The following is a 20,880-nucleotide window of genomic DNA, read 5'->3' on the forward strand; positions in this document are numbered from 1 at the left end:
AGCAGTGTTCTCTTCGGAGGGCACTGTTTTTTTATAGTATGTGATAATTAAATGAACTTTTATGATACAACTAAAAAACAAACTTTGGGGACTGCTTCTGATATTACCAGGATTATCTTTTAGCCAGACTTACCAATGGCAATGGGGAAAACAGGCAGGAGGATTAACAGGTTCTGCTGATCCGGGATTTCATTATGTATTTGATGAATCAATAAGGGATATTGTAGTAGATAACAACAATAACACTTACTATCTTGCAACAATGCGCGAACAGGGACAAAATCTGAATGGTACTTCTGTAACCAATTACGGTCTGAGTGATCTTTTTCTGTTCTCTGCTGATTGTGAAGGAAATATAAGATGGTCCAGACCAATAGGGGGATCGGGAGACGGAGAAAATGCCTGGCATATTAAAGTAGATAATAACGGGGGATTATATGTGATGGCTACCATTTATAATAATTCTTATGTAGGAGATCCAAATGCTGTTCCTGTACATTTCGATGATACCCATACATTACCGTTGTATACCCATTATGACCAAACAATAGATCCTGCCCACAAAGCAGCCTTTCTGTTGAAATATAATACTTCTGACGGTACACTGGCATGGAGCAAGCCTTTGCAGGGAGACGTTAATTATTCATCCCGTATGTGTGACGTCCAGATGATGTACATGGATTCTTCCAAAAACATCCATGCTGTGATGGGATTCAGAGCGGGAACCCATTTAAATGGTTTGATTACAGTATCTTCATCCTTTACATCAACCTATCAGTATTATGCCGTGAAGTTCAATTATGATAATGGTAATATGACACCGGCAGTTCCCTTGCTTTTGCCTATTACAGGAGATGCGATAAATGCAGTGGGAAGAGAGGGAAAGGTTAATGTAGTTTACGATGAAAGTTTGAACCGCTATTATCTTGCCGGTAAAAGGATGGATCCCGGATTCAGTAATCTGGTTGATCTTTCTTACAATAATGTTCCGTTTACGAAAGCAGCGTATGTGCTGGCTTTTGATGGTACAACCGGAACTGAAGTATGGAGAAAAGAGCTTAATAATGGTACAACAAGTACTGATGATGAAATTCATTCTATTGTAAAAGATCCGGTTACTTCAGATGTTTATATTTCAGGACGTTATTTTAATGGAATAACAGTGCCTGCAACCTTCGGAAGTTATACTTTTCCTCTGAGAAGTTATGTGGAAGCCGTTCCGTTTGTCATGAAGATGAATGCGTCAGGTACAGTACAATGGGCAAGAACTCCGGATAGTATGTCTGGTCTTCAGTTTGGTTACCGTTTTACCAAAGGAACAATTGCTGTTAATGGAAACGAAATTGCTTTTGCCAAAGGAAGCTGGTCTGATGTCTGGGGAAGCTATGCAATGGTGCGCCCTGATGGAGATAGATCGGATCCTTTATTGGTAAGACTTAACAAAGATACCGGAGATGTTTTGGGAACAGGAGAGATTCACAGTAACTTTTATGTGATAGATGAATTTACGGCGGTGGCCGCAGATAAAGATGGCAATTATGTGGTGGGAGGCTTTTTTCATGACCAATTGTTTACAGATACCAATGATAATGTCAATACAATGGCTGTCAATGTATCAGGAGGGAAATCTCAGTCTTTTTTTACAAAATTTGCTAAATCAGCATGCAGTCAGATGTCAGTAGAAGAAACAGTTGTTCAGGCAGGAATACAATTATATCCGAATCCTGTTCAGGATGTACTTACAATCAGAAGTAAAGAACCTTTGGTTTCTTATGAAATCTTTGGTGCAACAGGACAACTGGTAAAACAGGGAACTTTGAATTTGATGCAGGAACAGGTAGTATTATCTTCTCTTCAGACAGGAGTATATTATATTAAACTTAAAACCAAATCTTCTACAGTAACAGAAAAGATATTGAAGAAGTAAAAAAACAAAACTGAAAATTAATAACCTTATATATAAAACAGTGTTCTCTAAAAGGGGGCGCTGTTTTTTATTGTATACTCTTAATTGAAAAAATAAACTTGTTCGTTATTTTACAATTTTTTGTCTGTCAGAATAATTTGCTTTGTATAAAAAATAAAATGAAAAAGTTACTTATTCTAAGCTTGTTATTAATACTTACTTCCTGGTGTAATGCCCAGACTAAAGATCTTATGAAAACGGTAAGAAAGACTATTGAAGCCAGTAATACAATCTATGCCAATCTGGCTAACAAAAATGACGGATCTATTCTGACCAGATATACAGATGATGCCTGTCTGTTTCCTTCCAATACAACACCGGTTTGCGGAAGAGAAAAGTTACTCAATTTCTTTAAAAATGGACCTAAGGTTCAGGTCAAGTTTACGATTCAAAACCTGTATGGAGATGGTAAAACCTCAGTCACTGAAGAAAGTTATTACGAAATGACAGATGTAGAAGGTAAAAAACTGGATGACGGAAAAGTAATAGTGATCTGGAAGAATACAAAAGAGGGTTGGAAAATGCACCGCGACATGTTCAGCAGTAATCATCCTGCAAAATAGAATTAAAAACCAATATTGACAGCCTGTTGAAGATCCATATCATTTTTAATCAGTGACTGCCTGGAGGCAGAAGGAGTGATGCCTGTAAACTTTTTAAACTCTTTGATAAAATGGGCCTGGTCATAATACCCGCAGTCATAAGCTATAGTGGTAAGTGATTCCGGGGTGTTGAGAACCATTTGCAGGCTTTTGTTAAATCTGATGACAGCAGCAAAAGCTGAGGGGCTTATTCCAACATTCGTAAGATAAAGTTTTTGAATATACCTTTCCGATAACCCTGAAGCCTGTGTCAAAGCCGGCAGGTCCAAGGTATGATGATTCATTAAAAACTGTTGACTGCCTGCCTGAACCATGATAGTTTTCTTTACCCGGTTTTCATTTTTTTTCAACTGTTGAAGAAAGTATGCTTCCAAAACATTGATTTTTGTATAAAGACTATCAGCAAACATGATGCGGTCATATAAATCTGTGCTTCCACTTTTTGCTACATCATACATATCAGTAGCGTAGTTCGTGAATTCCGACAAAGGATCAGAAAAGAATAAAGTACCGGCATATGGATAGATCCTTGCTATCAGCACCGAAGTTCCCTGTGCAACAGTAAGCCTGGTAGGAAGTGTGAGATGCCCCAGAAGCTCTATATCCGGAGTATCCTTTCTTTTTCCATTAATAATAGTAGCTGCAGCACCACCGGAAATATTAATGATCAGATCTATATATCCGCTGGGATAAAAAACTTCATCCCTGAGATCATTATCGATGGTAACAACGGTATAACTCTTTATGTAAGGTGCTAAGCTGGCGGAAGGTAAAATTTGCATAGCTGGTAATGGGTGTTAATTCATTGACAGATAGTTTCTTCGAAGTTAGGAATAAATATAATATGAATAGAAAAGAAGAATGTCAAATAAAAACTTCCATATTAAAAGTACATCTGATTTTTGTAATGACGATTTAAATAACCTATTCCGTATTTTTGTAGCCAGTAAGCAATTAAACCGCTTATTTCAAAACATGGGCAATATATTTTCTGACAATCAGCAAATAGAGGTGGTATCTTCTTTCTCTGAACTTGTAAATACCAGTTTTCAAGGAATGATGAATGCAATTTGCTGGCATCGGAATTTAGTTGGAAATTTTAAAGAAATCGTTTCTCAACTTCAGTTAAATGAAGATGTAACAGTAATTTCCGCTCAGGATCTTTTAGCATTACAATTATCAGAAGATGGGGATGTGGCAAGAAAAATGATCTTAAATGATTTACAGTTATTAAATGATTTTGGCGCTTCTCCGGTTCTTAATTTGCTTAAATGCTATGAACGGGATGAAGAACTCGGTTTCATTTCAACAGATGTATATTCATATCATGTAGATCGTTCACCCATCGGGACAGATACTTTTTTATGTACCTATCACGGAACAGCAAGTGATATCATTCCCAATGACCAGGTAGAACAGAAAATTTTGATTCCTGAAATCCGGGAACAGCTCAAAAAACTACACGATGGCCCCGAAGAAGAATTTGAAGACTTCCTCAGAGAATATTTCTTTGATCTTCATTATCAGCCCAAGCCCAATGCAGAACCCGTAAATTTAGGGAAAGGTCATCTTTGGAGAATCGCTGTAGATCATCCGGAACAGCAGGCGCTGCCATGTGTTCATAGAGCTCCTGTAGAAAACGATGGTGAATATCGGTTGCTGTTGATCTGCTGATATATTAGATACTGAAATAATAAGTAAGATGTTCCTTTACTCTTGCCCTATAGCTTTTAGTTGCATTAAATAATCTTTACCTTCAATATTCCCGACTGCAAATTCGTGTTCCAGCAGCTTAAGTCTTTCAGTCTTGGTATAAGGACGATCATAGATTTTGTTCAAAATATCATTTTCATTAACGTTGGGGTTCAGAAGATGTTTTAGATCACGGTAAGCACAATAATATCTGATTCCTAATAATCTTTGTGAATGCGCATTGAAATGAACACCATCAGGATTAGCCGTAAGCCCTTTTGCGGAAACAAAATAACAGTTTTCATTAGATTGCGCAAAGTCCTCAAGTTCCCGGTTGACGAAAGAATAGTGCGTGAAATACTGACCAAATAATCCGTTGGATAAATAATCTCCTAATCCGCCAATGATAAGCGGGGCTTCGGGAATATTGAGTTCCTGGCGTAAAGCATTAATAATCTTAGAGAATTTTTCCTGATATTGTTCTGCCTTTTCAGGAGAGCAGTCACTTTCACCCTGATGCCATAAGATTCCTTTAATCTCACTTGTTCGCTGGGCAAGTCTGGCCTGTGATAGGGCATTCTCAAACAGAGCACTCCCTACAGCCCAGTCATCAAGGCTGGTTCCTCCATCAGCACATGGAATTAATCCAATTTCATCTTGTTGATGATCTTTTCTCCAGGAAGCTGCAAATGATGAAGCGAGCCCTACACCCGAGCTCGGGCGGTCAAAATTAATTGGTTCTGACATAATCTGCCATAATCCGTTTCTCAACATTTTAATACGTTCATCAAAAATAGGCGGAACTTCTTTTGCGTAGCCACGCCCGGCCATATTGGATTGGCCTATCATTAAAAAAGAATGTATCATTTTTGTTTATTTACTACTAAGCCTATGCTTCTGCTGAATGAGTTCCAGGCTAATTTTTTTACCTCATTAGGAGCAATATCTCCTGATCTGTATGCGGTGATAGTTGCTGTGATAACGCTTGTGAACAGCATTCTTATCCATGCTAATGGCAGTGTGTTGTCTATCACCTGTTTTTCTTGCAGTGTTACTATTGCACTGAATATACTGTTTCTTGCTTTTAAATAATCCTTACTTATCTCAGTTGTATAAGCAGGTTCTACTTCGTTCAGCTTAATTAAAAAGGCATACTTCGTTCCGCTTTCAATACCAGCATATAATAAATTTTCCAGTTGTATCAGGGGATTGGTAGAACTGTTGCAGGCTTTAATGGCCACCCCTTCCCAGGCCTTCATCATATTTGCATTGCAGGCTTCCAATAATTCGTTTCGGTTTTTAAAGTATCGGTGCAATGTCCTGCGGTTAAGATTACATTGTCCTGCAATCTCTTCAAATGTTGCCGAAAAATTCTCATTGAAGACAGATATTGCTGTGTCAATAATTTTTTGTTGGGTATTCATTATTTTTTCAATGCCTCAAATATAAGGTAAATGTCTCAAAATTGAGACATTTAATTCTAAAAATACCTATGGATTTAAAAAGGCATGGCATATTAAATCTACAGTTATTAAATAAATATAGGCAGATATCAGGAAGTCTTTCACATTTACTAATTGTCCATTTACGATCCGGCTCAGAACTTTCAATTTTACATTATTAAAAAAATCAGAATAGATCTATCAATAAAAATAACAACTTAAAATCTAAATAAAATGAAAAAAATTATCTTATTGCTAACTTTTTTGCTGGTCTGTCATAATCAATTAATGGCACAAATAATTATTGGCCCCGTAGAGACTTATAAAGTCACCTTTACCAGACATGATGATTATATTCCGGGAAATATTGCGTACGCCAATACTACTCTTACACTTGAAATAAAAACCGGGGTTTCTGCTCCGCAATTTAATTCATTTATTCCTAATAGTATAACTTCTAAAGACTATGCTTTTCCTTCATTTACTACTTCATCTCAGGTTACGTATGTTAAAGCAAAGTTTAATGATCCGGTAAGTCCAGAATTGGCTAGTGGATACTATCCGCTTTCAACTGTAGTGGGAAGTCATACAACCATTTCAGATCCTAATATGATTGCATATCAGCCAACCTATTCAGGGTATGGATATGGAGTAGATATTTATTGCAATGCGCCAAACCAGTATACCATCAGGGTTACCAAGTTTTTATGCTATACATGTACTCGTCCTACGGTTTCTAAAAATGGAAATCTCCAAAGTGATAATACAGTATTGGTACCCAATCCAAGCATGGGATTCTCTGAGCTTTACTATACGGCAGCGGATAAAGAAACAATTTCAATCAATGTTGTTGATATCAATGGTAAAGTAGTTAGAACATACACTACAGATATAGAAGCCGGATTAAACAAATTACCTATTGATCTCAAAAATTCTTTGGGAGGTACGTATATTGTTCAGTGGAAATCCAGCATCGGTAAAAATGGAACTTTAAAATTAATAAAGAATGAGTAGTTACTAATTACTACTTAGTTTTCAACTCCTGCGCTTTGCAGGAGTTTTTTTTGATTATTAAACTAATTAAATTTCTAAGATTTCTTTCTGTTCTACATTTGTCTTATTAATTTAAAATATAAAAAAATGTCACAGGAAAATAAAATAGCAGAAGGCTTTGGAATGCCTTGGGAAGATATTTTTGGATACGCACAAGCGGTAAAAAAGGGCAATACCGTCTGGATTTCCGGTCAATTAGGTCACAATGATAAAGGCGAATTGGCAGAAGGAATGGAAGGGCAGATGAAGCAAACCTATTCTAATATCAAAGAATTATTGTCAAGATATGATATGACAATGGAAAATGTAGTAGAAGAGGTGATTTATGCAATGGATATGGCAACTGCATTTGAGGCAAGAAAAAATTTCAAAACAGAATTTTACAATAATCCTAAAACCGTAGCCAGTACAATGGTTGGAGTAAGCGGACTTGCGTTGCCAGGACAGCTTGTCGAAATTAAAATTATTTTATCTCCAGTAAGGTTTATTAAATTGGCAATATTAAGACTTAACTGATAAAAGGCAGGCTGAATTTCATTTAGTTTATAAAAATATCGGAAAAAGATCTTAATTTTTTAGCATAAATAAGGATCAAATTATAATGGAAATAACAATTCTAATTTAAATTTGTCTACTTCTATCTTTACAGCAATATGTTTTATAGTATAGAATTATGTGAAATTTATTTTTTTTTGTGTCAAAAAATAAGCTTATCTCAATGCGTTTTATTTAATTTAATGCTCTTAAAATCAGTAATTTGTTGCAATTGTAAATGTCTTTTTACAAAATGTCAGCCGCTGTTTTTACCTTTTTTTCTTTATTCATTTTTCGAAGCATTAGTTTTGCTGCACCAGAGTTTCAGAATACTACCACCTTCTTAACGGTAGATTTATAAAAGTTATTTATATACCTGAAAACTATGATTAATCTCTATTTTTTTAAGACAGGCAAACTATAAGCATACTATAACCAAATGATGGAACGCACTAATGATAATCAGTATGTTTAACATGTTTCAGATGAGGAGTATCCCCTCCTCATCATGCCTGTCTATAATCAAAAGTTAATAGTAAAAATAAAATGGAATCTAGTATTATCGATCCAAGATTGTAAGTTATGGAAGATTTTAAAAACATTCATATAGGTGAATTTATTAAAAAGAGAATTGAAGAATCAGCAATAGAGATGGACAGGATTACTGGATTTATGAATAGTACAGTAGAAGAGATTAAAGAAGTGTTTTCAAAACCTTCTCTGGACACAGAAGTATTACTTCGCTGGAGTAAATTACTTCGCTATGATTTTTTCAGATTGTATACTCAACATATTATGTTGTATGCTCCTGTTGGATCTAGGGAAATTGTTGTGGAAGAAGAGAATGTTATAGATTCTATGCCCCGATTCAGGAAAAATATTTATACCCCTGAGATCATTCAATTCATTCTGGAACTTATTGTATCGAAAAATAAAACAAAACAGGAAGTGATGAAGGATTATAATATTCCCAAGACTACCTTATATAAATGGATCGCCAAATATCAGAAAAAAGAAATAGAATAGCCATATTATAGATATTAACCCTTAAAGTCATTTAGAATTATTTTTTTCCGCTTTTCATTTCTATAATTTTATTTCGGTTATAGTGTTAAATGAAGTTTTTCACGTGGCTCAGACAGGTTATCAATACATACTGATGAAAAAAATTACCAGTACAACTTGTCGATGGGGAGGGATTTCTTCCCCATTTTGTTCCGATCTTAAGCCTAAAATAGAATATTGGTCTAGTAATGATCGTGTTTAAAAAACACTAAGGTCATTAAAAGTTAAATAAGTATTAACCTTCTGAAGCCTGATGCTTTAAATAGATTATTTAATAAAAACAAATGGGAAAAAATAAAAATTTGGCCCTCGGGAGAGTGATGTTACTAAGTTTTTGTGCACTCTGGGGGGGCACGATGGTATTGATAGTTGGGTTTCCAGAGGAGCTTGGATAATAACAAACATGAAGGAAAACGTATACGTTTGATTCAATTTGGTGTCCTCGACGAATGATGCAGCTGCTGATATCAAAAAAACGATTTTCTGTGCGTTTATTCGTGCCTATCCAGAACAATTTTTTATAACGGGGTAAGGGATTGCGTAAGGTTGAAACCATTCTTCTTCGGGCGGTGGAAATCCTGCGTTAATGGCCTTTCGCGGCAGCACATTTTTGTATGGATTTCTAACTATGCTAGTGAGATTAATTAAGAATATATGTCACGGATCAATCTAAGGGACAATAACATTTAAGATGAGGAATTATATGTATCTGAAAGTAAATAATAAAATGCGAAAATATGATTTATTGGGGAAAAACAGGACTGAAATATACTTAATGATGAGAAGAAATCCCGATGAGATGGAAAAAGAATTCTGGTGTTATGTATTGGAAGTGTCGCGGCTCAAACAGACTCTTTTGTTTATTGAGTTTGAGGATGGGATAGCTTCTCATTTATCTGTAAGAGCTGTGCACAGAAATCCTTTATTTAAGGCAGAATCAAAATATATAAAGATGCATGTTGCTAAAGAAAGCCTATGAAAAAGCATGAAAACAATCTATATGTCCGTCTTGAGGGACTGAAAAAAAATGATATGAGGAAAATTTTCGGAGACGAATTCAATTTTCACCTTTCCTGTTTCTGGACGTACACATTGGAAACAAGATGGTGACAGTCCCCGATATCTTGTCTTTATTTTTTGAGAATAAAAGGGTTAACAAAACTTACATTTGGGAGGTTGTTTAATGTCCACAACGGAGTTGAAGATCAGATATGGAATAAATAGGAAAGATGATGACATTGATGATGGAAATAATATTTAAGCATATGAAAAAATTAAATGAGAACGGGTTTATCCCTGATTACAAACGAATCTATATAGACCTTCTTGAAATGAAGTATCCTGAAAAGAAAGATGCATGTAGTATACTTTTAAAAAAAAATAAGTTATCCGCTCTTGATGTGATCAAGATTAACAGAATTATATTTGGCAGAAGCAGAACCAAGAGAATTCACAGGTCATATGATGAGAATTCAATTATGAAAATCTTAAAATATCAAGACGAAAATAATCTGACCAATATGGAACTGTCAAGGGAGTTAGGAATCAGCCGTAATACCATCGCCAAATGGAAAAAATATTTCCACAATATTCCGGTATAGAGTGTCCTAATTTATAACTTTTAAGCTTCGTGTAGCATTTTTTAAACAGGAATGATTCGAAAAATGCAATTAAAATTATAATGCAAAAAAAAAATTAAGTGCTCCTCAGTGTTCATAATATTGAGATATTCGACTGTATTTTGTCAGGTTGGGATTAATGCATTAAGCCACAAAGTTGTACTCAATAATAACGGAGCAGAGAGGGCATCCACTAAAAAATCTTCAACAGAAGATCTTATACGTTTACAGCAAAGCGACGATTTTGTCATTGCAGTTACAGGAACTGCTTGCTTAGGGACTATTGCTCCACATTCATCTTGTATTCTGGAAATGGAACTCTGGTATATCAGTTAACAGGAACTCCAAGTTTAGACTGAAGTACAATCACTGCTATTTTTCTTATTCAGTTTGCATGAATGTCCTGTGTGGAAGGCAGGTACTTTGGACCAATCTACATCTTCAAGAGGCAACACAGCTAAAGTAGTAATATCACGGGCAATGGAAGATTCCCCTAAGATTTTCACTGTAGGAAAATTCATAGTGGCTGTTGACTCTGAAGGTACTGGCATTGAAATATTATTAAGCAGGCTATAAATTCCGAATTGAAAATAATTGTATTTTTTCATGGGTCTTGTGCTGGTTGTGCTTATGCACTTTTCCCTACACATGAATTATCTTTATCCCTTCTGATCAATCCGTGTTTAGAAAAATAGGACAAACTTCATACCACAACATGTTAAAAAGGGAATCAGACATTATCTACATTACTGATCCGGAGATAACTGTTGTTACCAGGTAACCATTTATGCTTCAACTACTGTCTACTGTTATGCAGATCGGACATATATTATGCTTGTTGAGCTGTTTTAATTATAGGGTCAGGATAACAATAAATTACCTTATAGAGACAGTTGTAAAGTAAGTTTAATATAATCAAAATGGTCCGTGCAGACAGATCTGAGATACTAATGGTCTGCGATTTTATTTGTAGAATTGTTTTTAATAAAGGATATTAAATATACAATGATCTTTAACTTTAAAATATTAAAATTCTATTACAAAACACTTATATAGAGTAATGTTAAAGCTTAATTTCATTATTTTTGTAAGTTCTTTATGGAAAAGAGAGGACTTATAACCAACTATTAAACATGACAGAACTATTTAAATATATATATACCTCACTTCCAATGATCTCCTCACTTACCTGTGGTATGTTGTTTATCGTTGCTTACGGGCAGGAACTGACTAAAGTGGAGCAGCTGGTCAAGAAGTTACTGGGTGTTTATTTTGCTTTTATGGTCTTAAGCTGGGTATATGTTCAGTTCAATTTAATCTATGAGTATGTGCTGAAATATTACCTCCCATTGGTGTGTTTTGTATTGCAGCTCAATCAGGTTATTTTTTATCATTTTATAAGTCTTCTGACTCCTATAGAAAATGACAATCGGTTTCAGATAAAAGCTCATTATATTATACCACTGATCCTTCTTTTTGTTTCAGGAATCTTTATGATTACTTTTACAGGAATTAATCAGCTTTCAAATGATGCCATTTCATCTTTGTTCATGCCTTATACCTCTCTTTCAGTTTTCTTTTTCATGCTTTGTTATGCAATATTGGGAAGCATAAGGATTATTAGGTATAAAAGAATATTGATAAAAAAATATGGTGCTGAAAAATGGAAAGTTATGCGCTGGATGGAACCACTGATGATCATAAGATTTATTCTTCTTATTTTGTTTATCTGTAATCCATTGCGTATCAGTGCTGTATTGATGATGATGGCGCTGTTTGTTCCGTTACAGCATATTCTCATTGTATATAACATATTGATGAGAAATTATACAATTCTATCATTTGGTAACAATCATACTGTAATGATCACGGGAGGACAAATTACTTCATTGTCAAATATCATTAATAATTTTGGAGTGCAAACTGTAACCAATACATCTCTGCTTCTTACCAAAGAAGAACTGGAGCAGTATTATGAAGATAGTAAACCCCATCTGAATGCTGGTTTTAAGATGCAGGATCTTGCTGCTCATTTTGAGACCAACAGAACCTACTTGTCAGGGTTTATCAATAAAACATTCGGAGTCAATTTTTCACAGTACAATAACCTCTGGCGTCTAAAAGAGTTGGAATGTCTTCAGAGAAATCCAGAACATAAAGATAAGAACCAGGAAGAACTCGCTTTGATGGCAGGGTTCTCTAATCCAAGATCCTACTGGAGGGCTAAAAAAGCTGCCGAAGAGAAGGATGAACACAAAGACAGTGATAATTATGGAAATTGAACGCTTATTGTTGGCCTTGTCTTTTTCTATTGGTGTATTTTCTGCTTTTTTTTGCAGCATACTACTTTTGATGAGACTGTTTGGAAATAAAGATAAATTTATAAGGAGGGTAATTATCCTTCTTGTCACTGGTTATGTAGTAGAAGTTATTTATGTAATTACTATTTTCTTATATAATTTTGATAAAGCGACTTTTATTCAAGTCAAACCAGTTAATTTTTTGACAACGCTTCTATTACCAGTCTTGTTTTATCATTTGATCTTTAAGTTAACCAGACTTAGGACTGCTGAGCAATTTTCTTACGGGTATTATGTAGTCCCTCTTATTTTAGCCGGAGGGTACTGTTTATGGTTTGCATTCATACCCTGGAGGGTTCTGCTGCTTATGGATGCAAAAGATATTCAATGGATAGAAGGTTATAAGGGGTTTATTTTTTTTGACTACAGCCGTTTTTATATCAGAATGATCTTAAGTGGGATTTACTTATATCTGGCTGTTAAAAGAATTATCCGTTACAGAAGAGAAATAGTACAGTATTCTTCCAATATGGAAGAAACATCGTTAGTGTGGCTTTATCAGATCTTTGGTGTTCTTTTTTTAGTTACTCCGTTTCCTATATTATATTATTTTATTGATTCAGAGGTGTATAAAAAATTTATCGGTTTATTAATCCCTCTTTTATTTATATTGATAGTAAATGTTACGATTTGTTACCATATCTTCAAGCAGAATTTTATACTGCTCACGGAAGATATAATAGCAGACAGGCTTTCCGAACAGGAAAAAGAATTTCGGGAACCTCTTAGCCATGAAGTAGTATCGAGATATATGGATGAAAAGAAGCCATATTTAGATCCTAATCTCAAAATTACAGACCTGATCACTATTTTCGGTACTAATCGTACTTATCTGTCTTCTTTTATCAATACAACTTACGGGCTTAATTTCAGCATGTATATCAACCGGTACAGACGTGAGGAATTTCAGCGATTAAAAAATCTGCCGGAATATAAAAATGCTGAAGAAGAAGAACTGGTATATCTGTCCGGTTTCAGAAGCCTTCAAAGCTTTAAAAGAAGTGAGAAAATTTTAAAATCTCTTGCAGTTCATGTTGAATGAAATTAAACATGAAGGAATTCTTCTATTAAGTTTAATTGGCGATAATTACTTGAATTGTGACCTTTGAAAAAAACTCATAATGGATCTCTATAAGTTGGTTGCTTTTGTAAACTAGTCGGATTATGATTTGATGACAAACGTGAATATTTGTTTAATGAATACTACAATTGAATACTGAACTGATTCTCTTTTTTCTGTTTTTTATAAATTATAATGAGTTTTGCGAGGACATAATTTATAACAGGTCTGCAGTTTGTGAAAATGTAAAATTACAATTGCTGATTTGACGGGGATATTTTTACTTTTTTTTAACCTTCCGATGGACAAACAGGTATTTTTGCTGTTCTAAAAAATAAATTATGATCAGTAAAATATTTAGAGTTCATCTTTTGGTGATATTCCTACCAATGAGTTTATTTGTTTTTATGCCTTGTAAAGGGCAAATTGGTATTGGAAAGTCATTAGTGGACGGAGATGGTATACTTGATTTTGGAGACTCTCCGAAAGGAATTGTACTGCCTTTATTACCGGCTCTACCTACTAATCCATATCCTGGAACTTTTGTGGTTGATAACAGTGATTCAACTGTAAAGGTATTTAGTAATGGAACCTGGATTTCTTTAACGGATGCACCGGGAAATACAGATAGACGGATTATAAATCCATCTGTTGAAACGGGCCGGGGAGTCATAATTGGTGCTCCTGACTCTCCTGCGGAAGGAGTATTGGTCTTGGAATCTGAAAATAAAGCGCTTATTCTACCTAAAGTTGCAAATCCTCACCTGAATATCCTTAATCCTGTTATCGGAACAATATGTTATGATATGGTAAGTAAAACCTTGGCTGTATTTGATGGCAATAAATGGTATTTCTGGAAATAGCAGATATAAAATAATAGTATGAAGAATATTGGAAAATACGTAATGAGAGCGGTAATATTAGCTGTCATATTACCTTTTAACACCCTGAAGGGACAACAATGTAACGAAGTTGTCCCTACATTAAATCTTTCTATGAGCAATGAATTTTCACATTGCCCAGGAATAAATACAAGTATCAGTATCAAAATTATTTCAGGACATATTCCTCCAGGTGCTGAGGTCAGATGGTATACTAATCCTAACGCATCCGGTAATATGATAGATGCCGAAAATATTACTCAGCTAGGTACTTACTATGCCTTCTATTACCATCCTGCGACAAACTGTTATAGTCTGCCTTCAGATCCCGTTTCTGTAATATCTCTTTCGGATACTCCGGTTTATCTTAATAATAAAGCTCGATATTTTGGTTTCGGTCAAACATTTAGCCTAAAAGGGCTGGAAGAGACCTCTCGTAGACCTGTTGGAGTAGCTACCTCTGTAAAATGGTATTCAGATGCTTTAGGAACAGTTCCTGTTCCTAATCCTGCACTCGTAGATTTTGCAGGGCCATCTAGTCCGGGGCTACCTCCAGGCAGCAAAACTTTTTACGCCAGATATGAGCAGAGCTTTAATGGGCAAACTTGTAATGGGATCTTGCAGGCAGTAGAAATAAAAAAAATTGCTCCTTTCCCACAAGTAAGGCTCTATACAGATGCCGAATTTGATGAGCCTACAATTACTGGTGGAATGGGGTATAAAAATACGATTTGCAATCCACAGGACCTTACAAAATTAGAAGTTCCGCCAGCTCCAGGGATGGTAAGTCCGGGAACAATTGTACGTTGGTATTCTGTTGCAAGTATTAATGCAGATAATCAGATTACGGCTGATCCGGTTTACTGGACTGGAGTTAGTGAAGTATCTGATCGGTTTGCTGCTGGCGGAGGGATATATTCTCCCCGATATTATGACCCTGCAATTAATTATTATGGACCTCAGGGATATCATGCTGTCAACAAAAATTCAAGTAATATTTACTATGCATCTCCACGGTTAAACAGTAGTTTTAATAATATACCTCCAACTCCGTGTTCAAATCTTCCTAATGGTGGTGAGCCAATTGTTCTTAAGTCCCAACTTACTATTTGTTTAGGAGAAAAAACTGATCTTACAACTCCGGGTATTATTGAACCCTGGACTTCAGGTGGGGTCAATATAAACCTTCCGGAATTGTACTGGTATGATAATGATCATCATGGAGGAACTCCTGTTGCTGACCCGTCAGCAGTGGGTCCAGGAACTTATTATCCTTTTTATTATTATTCAGAATTTCAGTTGTTTCGTCCGATTAAGTCTGCTGCAGCAGTAAATGTAGTTGAAAAACTTAATTGTAATGAATGTACCCAGCCTGGCAATACGTCAGTTCCTGCTGATATTTCGCTGATTGGGATTTCATCATTAGAAAGTCAGACAGATGGCTGGCCACAGCATTACAGTGCTTTCATTCTATTAGAATCAAAAACTAAAGGATTTGTGATTACAAGAGTAGCAGGGATCTCAAAGATTATACATCCTATTGAGGGAATGCTGATCTATGATACAGTAGATCAGGGTATTAAGCTTTATAATGGAAGCTTCTGGAAAAAAATTGAAAAAAGCTGTAATGAATAAAACTAAAGGTATATAAGAAATGTATCTCTAAAAGAGACAAGATGAAAAAGGAAAGTAAAATACTCTTGCCTTTAAGATGAGGTATATTGATGCATGTTTTTTAAATTAATTATAACCATGTTGTTAAGATGATTTAACCTAGAATTAAAACACTGAAGATTCTTCTTTGGTGTTTTTTTTATGCACACTAATTATCTAGATATAATATCCTGCTTTGAAGAACCAGACTAATTTACAATGAAAGTTTTTCTAACCAGTTAGATGTATGGCTTCGATACCTAGATCTACTAGAAAATTTTTGTAGCCTCCTTTATAAATTGTCGTATAATATTCAGTGTTTTTGATAAGAAGTTAGTTCATTTTTCATCCAAATTCTTCATCACAAAATCTGCAAAATCTTTTTTTTAATTTTCTTATTACAATAATCAACGTTATAACTTCAAATTTTAGTTGGTTTTTACTAATTCATAGTTAATACTTTTTTATTTTATAGTATGAAGTATGTCAGTTAGTTATGATAATGTTGATTTGAATTGCTGATTTGTCAGTCGGGTTTTTTACTTTTTTTTGTTCATAACCAGTAAGACCTTTTTAATTTTGCCATGTTAATAGAGAGTCGCTTAAATGAATTGCAGAGTCTGTTAAATTCCCCAATATACATTATTTCAAATGCTTCATATTTCGTTGCAAGGATTACATGTTTAGAGAAATCTAATTTCCTTTTTTCTTGTTTACACAAGATTGAAATTTTTTATGATAGCCTTTATATGATCGCCATAAAAATTGAGTGAATGATTTGGGATTTGAGATAGCGAAAAAATAGTAAATAACTAAAACAAAATTGTAATGAAAAAAATAATGATTACAGGAATACTTTCTGTACTTAGTTCAATAAATATTTTTGGTCAGGTAGGAATCAATACTACTCAGCCTCACGCATCAGCAGCTTTAGATGTTACAGCAGATAATAAAGGATTTCTACCACCCAGAATTGCTCTGAAAGGGGTAACTGATAGTACAACAATTAAGGATCCGGCAGTCGGGCTTTTAATATATAATACAGCGGTAGCGGGTAACAGTACAAATGCTGTTGTACCTGGATATTATTACAGGAGCGGAGATAACTGGACCTTAATAGGTGATACCCGAAACACATGGGGAACTTCCGGAAATATTAGTACTAACCATGACACGAATTTTATGGGCACAGTAGACAATCAGGATCTGGTTTTCAAAAGAGGTGGAATAATTGCAGGGAGATTAAGTGGAGTTGGGATTTATAATACTTCCTATGGAGTAGGTTCATATAAAGGAAATACAGGTCTTCAGGGACGATGGAATACAGCGATAGGATATGAAAGTCTTAAAGGAGAGAACGGAAATATGATTGCCCATGATAATACTGCAGTTGGAAGCCATAGTTTAACATCAAATTATACTGGGGAGGCCAATACGGCTGTTGGTTTTGAAGCCATGAAATACAATACAAGTGGAAAATGGAATATTGGAGTAGGCTATAGAAGTTTAGCAGGAAATACAATAGGTAATCATAATATTGCGATTGGAACAAATGTATTGTACAGTAATAAAGATGGGCTGGAAAATACAGCTGTAGGATTCTCATCTCTAGCCAATCATACTACCGGAAATCAAAATGTCACATTAGGTGCTTATTCTGGACAAGGATTATGGATGGGTAGCAATAATATTATGATAGGAAAAAGTGCTGCCCGGAACCAATCCTCTGGATCAAACAACATTGCCATTGGCTCCGATATCGACTTAAAAGATACTTCAGGGAGTAATCAGCTCAATATTGGAAACAGTATTTATGGGAGTAATGTGAATGTAGGTGGAAATATCTATGCCAAGATAGGGATCAATACAGCTGTACCAGGTAATAGTCTGGAAGTGAAAAGTGAACAACCTGGTACTTCAGGATTGAGACTAACGAATCTTGTCAATGCATACAGACTTGGCACCAATAGTAATGGAGATATTATCGAAATACAGCCTTTTGTAAAGAAGATTACAGCAAATTACACAGTTACCGGATTTGATGAGATTATTTTAGCAGATACTTCATCTTCAAACATTGAACTTACTTTGCCTGCTCCATCCCAAAAAGGAAGAAAAATAATTATTAAGAAAACAGACGGTTCTGGTAATACTATTACGGTCCACGCGCAAAGCCAGATTGATGCTCAGTCTGATCTTTCAATCAGCCAGTCGTATTCAGGTGTTATTGTTTTAGACGATGGATCAACTTATTGGGTTATTGGAAGGATTTAAGCAAAGCATCATACTTTAATGTATAAAAAGGATTTTACAATAAGAAAGAGGCTGTCGCACTTTTGAGAAAGCCTCTTTCTTATTGTATTAAAAAGGTTATGAGATTATTATTCGTGCGGTCGCTGCCGTTGTGAGGACGTTATTCTTATACTCTTTTATCTTAAAGTATGAAAAAGATCAAAAAAATACAGTTTAAAGTTTTAAATTCAAGAGGAATCTTTAATTAAGCAAAGAGGCAATGTATCTTTAAATGCTCAAGAAAATCTCACCGCAATTATTGGTTTATTCATTGATAGTAATTGTTTTCTCTTTCTATAATATAAGCGTAATCTAAAAAGTAACTTGCATAAATGTTATTACATAATTAAACATAAAATGCTTAAACTATTCTTATCAAAAATCTGGAAATATCTAGCTGGAAATACAACTGTTTACCAAACAAAGTGGTGTGGTTATCTAGACCATAAAAAGTGATGTAATTTTAAAGTTTTTATTCTTTGATGAATTCTTTGGTTGTCAAATATTCGCCAAAATGATGAACAACTTCACTAAAAAAAAAATTTTGTTGCGTTTGATTAAAAGCCGAAGTTGCATCGGAAATCACATAGGTATTGTAACCTTTTTCGTGAGCATCTCGAAAGGTGCTTTCCACACAGACGTGTGTTGCATAACCAACTAAATACAGGTTTTCAATTTTGTTGTTACGCAGATATATGTCCAAATTTGATCCTGTAAATCCACTTGCACCTACACGACCCGTAACTACAAATTCACCTGCAATCGGTCGTACTGTTTCGTAAAACTGTGAACCAAACCCATTAATCGGGAATGTTCCTGCATTTGGAATCGCTTTGCGTAAACCACTTTTTCCGTTCGCCAATTCGGGATAGCCCTTTTCAAAACGCAAGCCAACATGAATTACTTCAATATTTTTTTTTCTGGCATAATCCAATGTTTTTTCAATATTTGTAATGGAAGTTAGCATCATCTGTTTGTCTTTTACCAAAGTCTTGTACAACTTTCCGTCTATGTGCATCCACTCGTTTTGAGTTTCAATAAGAATGAGTGCTGATTTTTCTTTTTGTCTGTGCCGGTAAGTAGTTCATGGTTAGAAATGTTATAATAATTAAAATGGTCGTTTTCATTTTTTTGGATTTATAGATTGAGTTGCAAAGGGTTTACGATGTGTTCATTGGAAATTTTTGCCACTGCTTTCCAACCCTCTGGGTATTTTATGTATGACAGATAATCTGTAATAATGAGTTTGCCCTCTCTGAAAAACTGTGTTTTTACAACTGCAGTATGCCCCGTAATTTCTAAGATTTCAATCATGTAATCAAGTGTTCTAATACCTGATTTTATCTTTTCGGGATTGTTTTTATATTCTTCTACAACTTTCATCCAATCCCGAAGTGAAAGACGGAAAAGGCTGTTTTCTTTAGGTATCAGAATAGCGAAATCAGAGTGAAAGCCTTTCAGCATTTTCTCTACGTTCAGCTTATTCAAAGCCCCATTAGCAAAGGTTTCTTCTGTAAGTTTTCTTAATATCTGTTCTTCTATTGACATATTTAGGTTAGCCTCGGCTAGCCAACTATCGTGTAACCATTTTTCGGTAGTACGTTTATGTTCGCTGTTATTCCATTTTATATTACGTTCGAATGTAATTATAGAGCCGTCAAAGCCAACAATTACCCACGCATAGTTATTTTGTGAGGCACAATAACATTTGTATTTCATTCCTGTGATTGTTGTTTTTACACCATTTACCAAAATTTCTTCATCATGTCCTTCTATCCAAATATTTTTCAGACCATTGGCTAAAGACCTATCCAAATTCAATAAAAAGTCTTTAGCTATTTTTTCGGTTTCCGATTTTGAAAGCATATTTATATTGGAATACTTTTTATCCATATTGGTAAATCCTAACATCTGTTTATCCTTTTCTGAAATGACAAACGAATAATGTTCCCCTTTTAAGCCTTTGTTTGTCGATTTCTCAAAACGGAATAAGTAAGCTGGTATATCGTCAACATTGACCTTATTTACTGATTGAAATTGGTAATCTCTTGGGATTTCAAAGTTCCTTTTAAATTCGTCTAGGTAGGATTGTACTTCTTTTAAAGATACCGTTTGTGCACTTACATTTGCTGTCATCATTAATATGCCAAGAATTAGAATTGCTATTTTCATGCTTTTGTTGTTTTTAATTGTCCATAATTGTAAATAATTTACAATTGTAAAATAAAGGCTTTATTTCTATATTTGCAACATAAATTGTAAATAAATTACAAAATGAGTAAGCTGAAAACGAAAAATGACCTGTCTTTTGACTTTGATTTTTTAGATAAATTGGTTGTAGGAATCGGCGAAGTATCACAGATTACGGGCATTCCCACAAGACAAATTCGCTATTGGGAAGATAAAGGAATTATTGTAAGCCTAACTGAAGAAGAAGGCAAAAACCGAAGATACAACTACGAAAACATCAAGAAAATATTGCTTATCAAAGAACTTTTGGACGAGGGGTATACTTTGGATGCTTCGGCTGAAAAGGTTAAAAATCGAATAGAAATGATCGAGAAAACATTAAATAAGCTAAAAAATAAATAATGGTTGTATACGCTTTTTAAGAAAACCCAACTTATAAAGTCATTTCAAACTTTTATCAATATTCTTTCT

General features: G+C 34.7%; 22 protein-coding genes. 16 read left to right on the forward strand and 6 right to left on the reverse strand.

Features of this window, described 5'->3' with window-relative positions; translation table 11 throughout:
• The first annotated feature begins 61 nt into the window (after window positions 1-61).
• Both ACPF63_RS04520 and ACPF63_RS04525 read left to right on the forward strand, forming a co-directional pair.
• A complete protein-coding gene (locus ACPF63_RS04520) occupies window positions 62-1,927 on the forward strand; it encodes a T9SS type A sorting domain-containing protein (RefSeq protein WP_426482127.1) in 1,866 nt (621 codons plus the stop codon).
• A 158-nt stretch (window positions 1,928-2,085) separates the two neighbouring features.
• Window positions 2,086-2,529 (forward strand): YybH family protein, encoded by a 444-nt coding sequence (locus tag ACPF63_RS04525; RefSeq protein ID WP_426482128.1) that lies wholly within the window; start codon window positions 2,086-2,088, stop codon window positions 2,527-2,529.
• Window positions 2,530-2,531: 2 nt separating this feature from the next.
• Here the strand turns inward: ACPF63_RS04525 and ACPF63_RS04530 are convergent, their stop codons facing one another.
• Window positions 2,532-3,350, reverse strand: a complete 819-nt coding sequence (locus tag ACPF63_RS04530; RefSeq protein WP_426482129.1) for a helix-turn-helix domain-containing protein — start codon at window positions 3,348-3,350, stop codon at window positions 2,532-2,534.
• Window positions 3,351-3,543: 193 nt separating this feature from the next.
• On the opposite strand from ACPF63_RS04530, the gene ACPF63_RS04535 reads away from it, so the two are divergent.
• A complete protein-coding gene (locus ACPF63_RS04535) occupies window positions 3,544-4,242 on the forward strand; it encodes a DUF1826 domain-containing protein (protein WP_426482130.1) in 699 nt (232 codons plus the stop codon).
• Between the two features lie 36 nt (window positions 4,243-4,278).
• Here the strand turns inward: ACPF63_RS04535 and ACPF63_RS04540 are convergent, their stop codons facing one another.
• Window positions 4,279-5,127 carry a sialate O-acetylesterase gene (locus tag ACPF63_RS04540; protein ID WP_426482131.1) on the reverse strand — a complete coding sequence of 283 codons (849 nt, stop codon included), beginning with the start codon at window positions 5,125-5,127 and terminating at the stop codon, window positions 4,279-4,281.
• Window positions 5,124-5,684, reverse strand: coding sequence for a TetR/AcrR family transcriptional regulator (locus ACPF63_RS04545; protein WP_426482132.1), 561 nt, complete (start codon window positions 5,682-5,684; stop codon window positions 5,124-5,126). The genes ACPF63_RS04540 and ACPF63_RS04545 overlap by 4 nt, the downstream gene beginning before the upstream one ends.
• 252 nt (window positions 5,685-5,936) lie before the next feature.
• Between ACPF63_RS04545 and ACPF63_RS04550 the strand changes: the two genes are divergently transcribed.
• The 7 genes from ACPF63_RS04550 (at window position 5,937) to ACPF63_RS04580 (ending at window position 10,309) form a co-directional block, all read left to right on the forward strand.
• Window positions 5,937-6,716, forward strand: coding sequence for a T9SS type A sorting domain-containing protein (locus ACPF63_RS04550; RefSeq protein ID WP_426482133.1), 780 nt, complete (start codon window positions 5,937-5,939; stop codon window positions 6,714-6,716).
• A 126-nt stretch (window positions 6,717-6,842) separates the two neighbouring features.
• Window positions 6,843-7,271 carry a Rid family hydrolase gene (locus ACPF63_RS04555; protein ID WP_426482134.1) on the forward strand — a complete coding sequence of 143 codons (429 nt, stop codon included), beginning with the start codon at window positions 6,843-6,845 and terminating at the stop codon, window positions 7,269-7,271.
• 600 nt (window positions 7,272-7,871) lie between these two features.
• On the forward strand, window positions 7,872-8,315 hold the full coding sequence (locus ACPF63_RS04560; protein WP_426482135.1) for a transposase: 444 nt from the start codon (window positions 7,872-7,874) through the stop codon (window positions 8,313-8,315).
• Between the two features lie 742 nt (window positions 8,316-9,057).
• On the forward strand, window positions 9,058-9,333 hold the full coding sequence (locus ACPF63_RS04565; protein ID WP_426482136.1) for a hypothetical protein: 276 nt from the start codon (window positions 9,058-9,060) through the stop codon (window positions 9,331-9,333).
• On the forward strand, window positions 9,330-9,464 hold the full coding sequence (locus ACPF63_RS04570) for a hypothetical protein (protein ID WP_426482137.1): 135 nt from the start codon (window positions 9,330-9,332) through the stop codon (window positions 9,462-9,464). The genes ACPF63_RS04565 and ACPF63_RS04570 overlap by 4 nt, the downstream gene beginning before the upstream one ends.
• Before the next feature lie 155 nt (window positions 9,465-9,619).
• A complete protein-coding gene (locus ACPF63_RS04575) occupies window positions 9,620-9,955 on the forward strand; it encodes a helix-turn-helix domain-containing protein (RefSeq protein ID WP_426482138.1) in 336 nt (111 codons plus the stop codon).
• Between the two features lie 120 nt (window positions 9,956-10,075).
• Window positions 10,076-10,309: a hypothetical protein gene (locus tag ACPF63_RS04580; RefSeq protein WP_426482139.1), complete on the forward strand. Its 234-nt coding sequence runs from the start codon at window positions 10,076-10,078 to the stop codon at window positions 10,307-10,309.
• Between the two features lie 14 nt (window positions 10,310-10,323).
• Here the strand turns inward: ACPF63_RS04580 and ACPF63_RS04585 are convergent, their stop codons facing one another.
• Window positions 10,324-10,524 (reverse strand): hypothetical protein, encoded by a 201-nt coding sequence (locus ACPF63_RS04585; RefSeq protein ID WP_426482140.1) that lies wholly within the window; start codon window positions 10,522-10,524, stop codon window positions 10,324-10,326.
• Window positions 10,525-11,106: 582 nt separating this feature from the next.
• On the opposite strand from ACPF63_RS04585, the gene ACPF63_RS04590 reads away from it, so the two are divergent.
• The 5 genes from ACPF63_RS04590 (at window position 11,107) to ACPF63_RS04610 (ending at window position 18,201) form a co-directional block, all read left to right on the forward strand.
• Entirely contained in the window at window positions 11,107-12,255 is a 1,149-nt protein-coding gene (locus ACPF63_RS04590) for a hypothetical protein (protein ID WP_426482141.1), read from the forward strand.
• Between the two features lie 256 nt (window positions 12,256-12,511).
• Window positions 12,512-13,375: a hypothetical protein gene (locus ACPF63_RS04595; protein ID WP_426482142.1), complete on the forward strand. Its 864-nt coding sequence runs from the start codon at window positions 12,512-12,514 to the stop codon at window positions 13,373-13,375.
• A 407-nt stretch (window positions 13,376-13,782) separates the two neighbouring features.
• Window positions 13,783-14,256: a hypothetical protein gene (locus ACPF63_RS04600; RefSeq protein ID WP_426482143.1), complete on the forward strand. Its 474-nt coding sequence runs from the start codon at window positions 13,783-13,785 to the stop codon at window positions 14,254-14,256.
• A gap of 18 nt (window positions 14,257-14,274) precedes the next feature.
• On the forward strand, window positions 14,275-15,909 hold the full coding sequence (locus ACPF63_RS04605; RefSeq protein WP_426482144.1) for a hypothetical protein: 1,635 nt from the start codon (window positions 14,275-14,277) through the stop codon (window positions 15,907-15,909).
• An 846-nt stretch (window positions 15,910-16,755) separates the two neighbouring features.
• Window positions 16,756-18,201, forward strand: coding sequence for a hypothetical protein (locus ACPF63_RS04610; protein ID WP_426482145.1), 1,446 nt, complete (start codon window positions 16,756-16,758; stop codon window positions 18,199-18,201).
• Window positions 18,202-18,691: 490 nt separating this feature from the next.
• Here ACPF63_RS04610 and ACPF63_RS04615 read toward each other — a convergent pair whose 3' ends face one another.
• Both ACPF63_RS04615 and ACPF63_RS04620 read right to left on the reverse strand, forming a co-directional pair.
• Window positions 18,692-19,237, reverse strand: coding sequence for a cysteine hydrolase (locus ACPF63_RS04615; protein WP_426482146.1), 546 nt, complete (start codon window positions 19,235-19,237; stop codon window positions 18,692-18,694).
• A gap of 119 nt (window positions 19,238-19,356) precedes the next feature.
• A complete protein-coding gene (locus tag ACPF63_RS04620) occupies window positions 19,357-20,391 on the reverse strand; it encodes a nuclear transport factor 2 family protein (RefSeq protein WP_426482147.1) in 1,035 nt (344 codons plus the stop codon).
• A 102-nt stretch (window positions 20,392-20,493) separates the two neighbouring features.
• Between ACPF63_RS04620 and ACPF63_RS04625 the strand changes: the two genes are divergently transcribed.
• Entirely contained in the window at window positions 20,494-20,811 is a 318-nt protein-coding gene (locus ACPF63_RS04625) for a MerR family transcriptional regulator (protein ID WP_426482148.1), read from the forward strand.
• Window positions 20,812-20,880: the final 69 nt, after the last annotated feature.

The organism is Chryseobacterium sp. R2ACT005 (assembly GCF_049949215.1).
Lineage (GTDB): Bacteria > Bacteroidota > Bacteroidia > Flavobacteriales > Weeksellaceae > Chryseobacterium.

Excerpts from the sequence above, each read along its gene's own strand:
- ACPF63_RS04590 (WP_426482141.1), top strand. The coding sequence starts at position 11,107 with ATGACAGAACTATTTAAATATATATATACCTCACTTCCAATGATCTCC.
- ACPF63_RS04555 (WP_426482134.1), top strand. The coding sequence starts at position 6,843 with ATGTCACAGGAAAATAAAATAGCAGAAGGCTTTGGAATGCCTTGGGAA.
- ACPF63_RS04610 (WP_426482145.1), top strand. The coding sequence starts at position 16,756 with ATGAAAAAAATAATGATTACAGGAATACTTTCTGTACTTAGTTCAATA.
- ACPF63_RS04615 (WP_426482146.1), bottom strand. The coding sequence starts at position 19,237 with ATGCACATAGACGGAAAGTTGTACAAGACTTTGGTAAAAGACAAACAG.
- ACPF63_RS04625 (WP_426482148.1), top strand. The coding sequence starts at position 20,494 with ATGAGTAAGCTGAAAACGAAAAATGACCTGTCTTTTGACTTTGATTTT.
- ACPF63_RS04585 (WP_426482140.1), bottom strand. The coding sequence starts at position 10,524 with ATGCCAGTACCTTCAGAGTCAACAGCCACTATGAATTTTCCTACAGTG.
- ACPF63_RS04605 (WP_426482144.1), top strand. The coding sequence starts at position 14,275 with ATGAAGAATATTGGAAAATACGTAATGAGAGCGGTAATATTAGCTGTC.
- ACPF63_RS04540 (WP_426482131.1), bottom strand. The coding sequence starts at position 5,127 with ATGATACATTCTTTTTTAATGATAGGCCAATCCAATATGGCCGGGCGT.
- ACPF63_RS04620 (WP_426482147.1), bottom strand. The coding sequence starts at position 20,391 with ATGAAAATAGCAATTCTAATTCTTGGCATATTAATGATGACAGCAAAT.
- ACPF63_RS04545 (WP_426482132.1), bottom strand. The coding sequence starts at position 5,684 with ATGAATACCCAACAAAAAATTATTGACACAGCAATATCTGTCTTCAAT.
- ACPF63_RS04520 (WP_426482127.1), top strand. The coding sequence starts at position 62 with ATGATACAACTAAAAAACAAACTTTGGGGACTGCTTCTGATATTACCA.
- ACPF63_RS04530 (WP_426482129.1), bottom strand. The coding sequence starts at position 3,350 with ATGCAAATTTTACCTTCCGCCAGCTTAGCACCTTACATAAAGAGTTAT.
- ACPF63_RS04525 (WP_426482128.1), top strand. The coding sequence starts at position 2,086 with ATGAAAAAGTTACTTATTCTAAGCTTGTTATTAATACTTACTTCCTGG.
- ACPF63_RS04560 (WP_426482135.1), top strand. The coding sequence starts at position 7,872 with ATGGAAGATTTTAAAAACATTCATATAGGTGAATTTATTAAAAAGAGA.
- ACPF63_RS04570 (WP_426482137.1), top strand. The coding sequence starts at position 9,330 with ATGAAAAAGCATGAAAACAATCTATATGTCCGTCTTGAGGGACTGAAA.
- ACPF63_RS04600 (WP_426482143.1), top strand. The coding sequence starts at position 13,783 with ATGAGTTTATTTGTTTTTATGCCTTGTAAAGGGCAAATTGGTATTGGA.
- ACPF63_RS04535 (WP_426482130.1), top strand. The coding sequence starts at position 3,544 with ATGGGCAATATATTTTCTGACAATCAGCAAATAGAGGTGGTATCTTCT.
- ACPF63_RS04575 (WP_426482138.1), top strand. The coding sequence starts at position 9,620 with ATGAAAAAATTAAATGAGAACGGGTTTATCCCTGATTACAAACGAATC.
- ACPF63_RS04565 (WP_426482136.1), top strand. The coding sequence starts at position 9,058 with ATGTATCTGAAAGTAAATAATAAAATGCGAAAATATGATTTATTGGGG.
- ACPF63_RS04550 (WP_426482133.1), top strand. The coding sequence starts at position 5,937 with ATGAAAAAAATTATCTTATTGCTAACTTTTTTGCTGGTCTGTCATAAT.